We start from the raw sequence: 5873 nt of genomic DNA on the forward strand, positions 1-5873 counted from the left end.
CGACATGGCGGATCAGATCGACGAATTTGAGGCCGGCGCCGCGACACCTCGCCGGCAGATCAGCGGTCTCGATCGCGCGCAGCATCGATGATTGCCGGAACGCGGCTTCCGCTTCCAATTCATCGAGGGCTTTCGGGCCGAAGCCGCGCGGCGGGGTGTTGATCACCCGGCGGAAGGCTTCATCGGATTGGACATCGTCCGGTGTCGTCGCGATGCGCAGGAACGCCAGCGCGTCCTTGACCTCGGCGCGCTGATAGAAACCGACGTCACCCACCAGCACATAGGGGATACGCCGGCGCATCATCGCCTCCTCAAAGCCGCGCGAGAGAAAATTGCTCCGATACAGGATCGCCATGTCATCCCAGCCGATCCCCTCGCCGTGACGGCGCTGGATTTCATCGGCGATCCCGTTCGCTTCGGCACCCGCGTCGGCAAAGCGGAGGATCTCGATCGGGTCACCGGCGGGCTTGCGGGTGAACAGCGTCTTGCCCATCCGTTCCGCGTCATGGGCGATGACGCCGTTCGCGGCATCGAGGATGTGCGCGGTGGAGCGAAAATTCTCTTCCAGCCGGATCAGCGTGCCGTCGGGATACTCCTTGAGGAACCGGCGCAGATAGACGAGATCGCTGCCCCGCCAGGAGTAGATCGCCTGATCATCGTCGCCCACCGCGAAGATCTGGTGGTGATCGGCCGAGAGCAGGCGAAGCCAGGCGTATTGGACGTAACACACGTCCTGATATTCATCGGCCAGCACGCAATCGAAGCGCCCGGCCCAGCGCAGCCGGTAGGCTTCATCGATCTGCATGGTCCTGGCAGGCCAGAGCAGCAGATCCCCGAAATCCGCGGCGTTGGCTTCGCGCAGGCGGCGTTGATATTCGATATAAACCGGGACCGCCGCGCGGAACCCCGCGGCATCGATCGGCCGGCGTTCACGGGTGGCCGCTCCGATCAATCCCTCGACCCGCAACGCCGCATCTTCCGGCGCGATGAGATTGTCCTTGAAGGTCTCGATCCGCTTGGCCATCAGCTTGACCGGATCACGCGACGTGGCAATGCCCTCATCGATCGCCGCGTCGATCTGCATGGATTTCATGACGCGCTTGAGCAGCCGGCGGCTGTCATCGGCATCCATGATGTCGAAACCCGGTCGGAGATGCGCCGCTTCCGGTTCGATCCGCAATTGCCGCGCGCCGAGGCCGTGGAAGGTGCCGACCCATCCGGGTTGAGCGCCCTCGCCCAGGACGGCAGCGATGCGCTCGGTCATGCCGCGCGCCGCTTTGTTTGTGAAAGTCACGGCAAGAATGCGGGACGGCGTGACGCCCGAGGCGATCCGCCGCGCGATCGCAGCCGTCAATGTCTTGGTCTTGCCGGTTCCGGCGCCGGCCAGCACCAGTACCGGCCCATCCTGACAGGCCGCGTCACGTTGTGCGACAGTCAGATCGGCAAGGAAGGGCAGCGGTGTGGCGGGACCGGTTTGCATCGCGGGCCTAATGCAGCAGACCGGAGGGCGGCGGTTCAGCCGTCACCAGGTCGGGATGGCGTTGCAGATAGGGCGTCCGGGTCAGGGTGCTTGCTTGTGCCGGCCCGGCATCGAGCAGGGCAGCCGCTTGACCAAAATCGGGGTGATCGCCCCGGAGATAACCCTCCATACACGGCTTCAGCACCGGGTCCTTGGCCAGATGATCGAGGGTCCAGAGGCCGAAGGTCTGCCAGTACTGCCAATGCTGGAACACCAGCGCGCGATCCCGCAGGCGCTGCCGGTCGAACAGATCGAGATGCCATTTGGAATCGCTGATCAGGAGCGGCAGATCACGAAGATGGGCGGTCCCGCTGGAGAGGGCATCGTAGGTGTCGTCGGAGACGATGATGCTCATCAATCCCTGACCGCGATAGCCGCCGTGCCGGACATGCAGGCGGGAGAGAAACGCCATGTTGAGGAGCAGAGCCCCCGGTTGCCATGTCCAGGCTCCCGGCTCAGGCGTGTCCAGACGGGTCGTGGTCCTGATCGTGCTGTAGCGGTGGGGGTTGAGCGCTGTGCCCTCGTGCTCGCAGATGATGAGTACGCTGCCATAGGCCGGATAGGCGCAGGCAACGAAAACCACCGACAGGGCCGGACCCCACGGCCCGGCGCTGTCGATGCCAGCCAGGAACCGGACAAGGCCGATCGGGTTGTCCGAGAGCGGCATGGTGCCGACAAGGAAGGGACTACCACCGCCGGACCGCAGCCAGATGGGTGAAATACCCAGCATCGCCGCGACAGAATCGATCTCCGGGTCGGCGAGCGATGCCGTTCCGTTCGTCACCGCGCGATACCGATCGAAGTTCGGCTCACCCATCACCCTTGCCAGGTATCCGATGTACCGGCGGTCGGGCGGCAGTGCGAGGTTGATCGCCTTGCGCAGACGTTCGGCCAACGTCGCCGGCGCGCGCCGGGGTTCGTCGTTGCCTCCCTGGTCAGCGGGGGGGAGCGGCGCCGCCATGCCCGAAACCCCGCTCATTGCCGGCGCCATTTCAGAGGGGTGGGGAATCCTGGGCATGGACCGCAGCAGGGCAACGGCGCCCGCGTGATGGATCGGTCGGCCACGACTGCCCGCATCATCAAAACGACCTCTGGCGGACCGGCGTGAAGCTGGGGGACGGGGTGGCGATCGTGATCGCTTCGTCGTCCGATACGGAGAACTGCTCGCGCAGATAGGCATCCCGCCGGTCCCGATAGATGTTGCGGAACCCGAACCGGCGGCTCGGCTGCTTGCCAGCGACCAGCATGATCACGGCACCGAATGAAACGACGAGCGCGTCGAACGCCATCAGACTGCGCGCCAGGTCACCGATCCGGATGATCTGCAATCCGGTGACCGCTGCGTGAAGCAAGGGCATCTTCAACCCGCCGAAAGCAAACAGGAACAGCATCTCCCAGGCCAACGCGAGCGGTGCGACGACAACGATACTTGAGAGAAGACGCACCATGACCTTGAACAGATTGAGGGCCTGCTCGACGGCGAGCGCCGGATCCTCGACCAGTCCGAGTTCCAGTGCGGCGAGATCACGGACGGGCACCATCGCGATGATCTCCCGATCGACGGAGAGCGATTTGACGAGCCCGACTGGTCGGTCTGATGTCCAGCGCAGGCGTGCGCACCAGCTCTGGAACAAGGCGACCACCGCCGCGGTCACGGCAAAGAGCATGAGACCGGTGGACTTTGTCTCGCCCGCCTTTCCGATCAGCAGGCCGGGCAGATAGAAACAGAGCGCCGGGATCAACGCCGCGCTGAACCCGAGCAGGATCCGGCTCAGGAGTGGTTCCAACCGCTTTCGGGTTTTTCGGACAGGCGGCAGACGCAAGCGGCAGATTTCATCAAGGAACATGTCGGTCATGGTGTTTCCTTCCATCATGTCGGCTGGTGCAGGTGGACGGCTTTGTGCCAGTCGATCTCGAACTGCCGTCGCAATGCGGCCCGGTCCCGCCCGGAATACAGAATGATCCCGATCTCACGGTTGGCGTTGAGGCTCGCCCGCGAAAAATTCTGTGAGCCGATGAACCCGGCCTGCGATCCGACGATCATCTTGGCGTGCAGATAGACCGGATGTTTCGGCAGGAACCCGACGTGCACACCGTGACGCTGTAGTGCCGCGACCCGATCGCGGTCCGACCGGGAGAGTGTCATCGGAAAGATGATCCGCGCGTCAGGACCCTTCGCCTCGATCGCCCGGATGATCGGAGGATCATCGCCGAGTTCCTCGGCCTCGATATCGACGTGGCCCGACTGGTCGATCACCCGCGCCAGGGCCGGTTCGGCGTCCGGCGATACCACCAGGGTCGGCGCGCCGCTCCGGCCCTGATCACCTGCCGGAAGGTTGAACCAATCCGCCCGGAAAATCCGCTCCAGCGCCGCTACCAGAGCCGGGCTGGCGGTGCGGTCGATATAGTCACGGTCATGGTGGAACGCTGAAGCGTCCCAGTTCGCTGAGCCGACCAGCACCTCGCCATGGCTGACCGCGTATTTGGCATGGTCGAACCGGTACCTGCCCTCGAAGCGCTTCGGCGCGACATGAACATGCGCGCCGGTGGCCCGGAGATGCGCCAGCTCGCGGGATACCAGGGATCGGGATATTCCATAGGGTTCGCCGTCCACGATGACATACGTCTTCACACCGCGCCGCACGTCTGCCTTGATCGCCCGCAGCACCGGCTTGCTCGCGAGATAATAGACATTGATCCCGAGCGTCACCCGCGCGTCCTCGATGAAGCGGATCACCGGGGCGGGACCGGATTGCGGACAGATCGAGATCATGACGCGAGATTGTCCGGATTGCTGTGAAGCCGGCCCTGGCACCGCTCGATTTCGCGGGTCCGGTGCATGATGCCGCCAGTCTCCGAGCGATCATAGGCGAGCGCCACGATCCGGAACCCGCCGAAGGCGAGGAAGATGAGGCCCAGCAATTCGAGGCTGTAGGGGGCGTGGGGCAGGCGTAGTAGCCATCGACCATCGAATGCGGTGTTGTAGGCCATCCAGGTCAGCGCGGCCGCGCCGCCCGCCGTGGTGCCCGCGATCAGCAAATCGAACAGATCACCCGCCCGTGCCGCGCTGATGGCCGAGGCGGCCGACCTGGTCGAGGCGACCACGGTGCTCGAACTGGCCGAGCTGGCAGGCTTCACGTCAGGGACCGCGGCAGGCAAGCGGGTGAACGCTGGCTGTGCGCGAAGGGCTGCCGGTTCGAGGGGCATGTCTCGTTCACATTCCATGATCGCCAACCTTTCGCTCAAGTTCATCGAGGCCGATTTCGGCGGCAACCAACCGGCGTTTCATGTCATCGAGATCGCTGCGCAGCTGGCGGATCGTGGCACGCGTATCGGTCACCATGTCGGTGACGACCGGGTCCAGACTTTCGAACGCCATGTTCAGCGCCTGGTTGGCGTTGTGGGCCGGCTGTGATTGGCGATCGAGCCATCGGCTGAGGGCTTCGGCGGATCGGGTTGTGAACCGGACCGACGCCGATGTCTGGGCCTGCGGACGCCAGATCCGTTCGGCCGTAAGGCGATCGTTGGCGCGGGTCATTCGGCTGCCTCGCGGTAGGTCTGTCTGACCGGCTGCGGTTCGAAGCCGCGCAGCATGATCGCGATGCCACGACCATCGTAGATATCCTGCGCCAGTTCGTCGGTGACCCCGGCCTCGATCACCGCCTGATCGGCATCCCGCGTGAGGCGTTCATCGCGCCGGCGACGGATCTCACCCTCGGCACTGCCGTTCGGGAACACCAGGGCCAACCGCCGGCGCGCCTCGGCAGGGCCGAGCATGGAATAGAGCCGGGTGCGCAGATGGACGTCCAGCGGCGTCGTGCTGAGCGCCCAGAGCTCGATCGGCCCCAGGCTGTTGACCATCATCTGCTCGTATTTGGCGTTATCGACTTCGGCGACCATCAGGAACGGCGCGCCACCTCCGTTCCGGTCGGGGCCGGTCAGCCGGTTGCGCAGCACGAAGGCCGAGGCCTCCGATAACTGGAACCGCTTGATGATGGTCTCGCGTTCCTTGTCGTCGCGCGCGCCGAGGACGATCTGCTCGTTGGTGTTCCTGATCAGATCATCGTCGAAATGCTCGATGCTCTGCGAAGCGACGACGATCTGGACGTTGTGCTTGCCCCCTTCGAGCAGATCGCGAACCACCTGGGCGCGCACGAAGGGCGAGGCTTTGGTGCGATGGTATTCGTCGTAATCGAGCCGCTTGACCGATTCCTTGAACTCGCGGAACCGCGGCGCGTGATAGGCTTTCATCGCTTCCGGGACATGGACCAGATAATCCGGATGCAGGAAGAAGTTGCGCCCGATGATGTGGCGGGCCAGCATATACATCAGCGCCGTCTTGCGATCGGCATCC

The 5873-nt window shown here is 64.4% G+C and carries 6 protein-coding genes and 1 pseudogene; all 7 read right to left on the bottom strand.

The window, feature by feature from the left end; genetic code table 11:
- Positions 1-1480, bottom strand: a 1480-nt coding sequence (locus B7X49_RS17780; protein ID WP_286840458.1) for an ATP-dependent helicase, incomplete at its 3' end; no start/stop codon positions are given.
- A 7-nt stretch (positions 1481-1487) separates the two neighbouring features.
- Positions 1488-2537, bottom strand: coding sequence for a hypothetical protein (locus tag B7X49_RS17785; protein ID WP_286840460.1), 1050 nt, complete (start codon positions 2535-2537; stop codon positions 1488-1490).
- 61 nt (positions 2538-2598) lie between these two features.
- Complete coding sequence (locus B7X49_RS17790) at positions 2599-3375, bottom strand: hypothetical protein (RefSeq protein WP_286840461.1); 777 nt, start codon at positions 3373-3375, stop codon at positions 2599-2601.
- Between the two features lie 14 nt (positions 3376-3389).
- Positions 3390-4292 carry a phosphatidylserine/phosphatidylglycerophosphate/cardiolipin synthase family protein gene (locus tag B7X49_RS17795; protein WP_286840462.1) on the bottom strand — a complete coding sequence of 301 codons (903 nt, stop codon included), beginning with the start codon at positions 4290-4292 and terminating at the stop codon, positions 3390-3392.
- Positions 4289-4657 (bottom strand): hypothetical protein, encoded by a 369-nt coding sequence (locus tag B7X49_RS17800; protein WP_286840464.1) that lies wholly within the window; start codon positions 4655-4657, stop codon positions 4289-4291. The genes B7X49_RS17795 and B7X49_RS17800 overlap by 4 nt, the downstream gene beginning before the upstream one ends.
- Positions 4658-4733: 76 nt before the next feature.
- Positions 4734-5057: a hypothetical protein gene (locus B7X49_RS17805; RefSeq protein WP_286840466.1), complete on the bottom strand. Its 324-nt coding sequence runs from the start codon at positions 5055-5057 to the stop codon at positions 4734-4736.
- Positions 5054-5873 (bottom strand): annotated as a pseudogene (locus tag B7X49_RS17810) (ATP-binding protein); the annotation flags it as partial. The pseudogene B7X49_RS17810 and the gene B7X49_RS17805, both read right to left, overlap by 4 nt.

It is taken from the genome of Acidiphilium sp. 34-64-41 (assembly GCF_002282635.1).
Classification (GTDB): domain Bacteria; phylum Pseudomonadota; class Alphaproteobacteria; order Acetobacterales; family Acetobacteraceae; genus Acidiphilium; species Acidiphilium rubrum.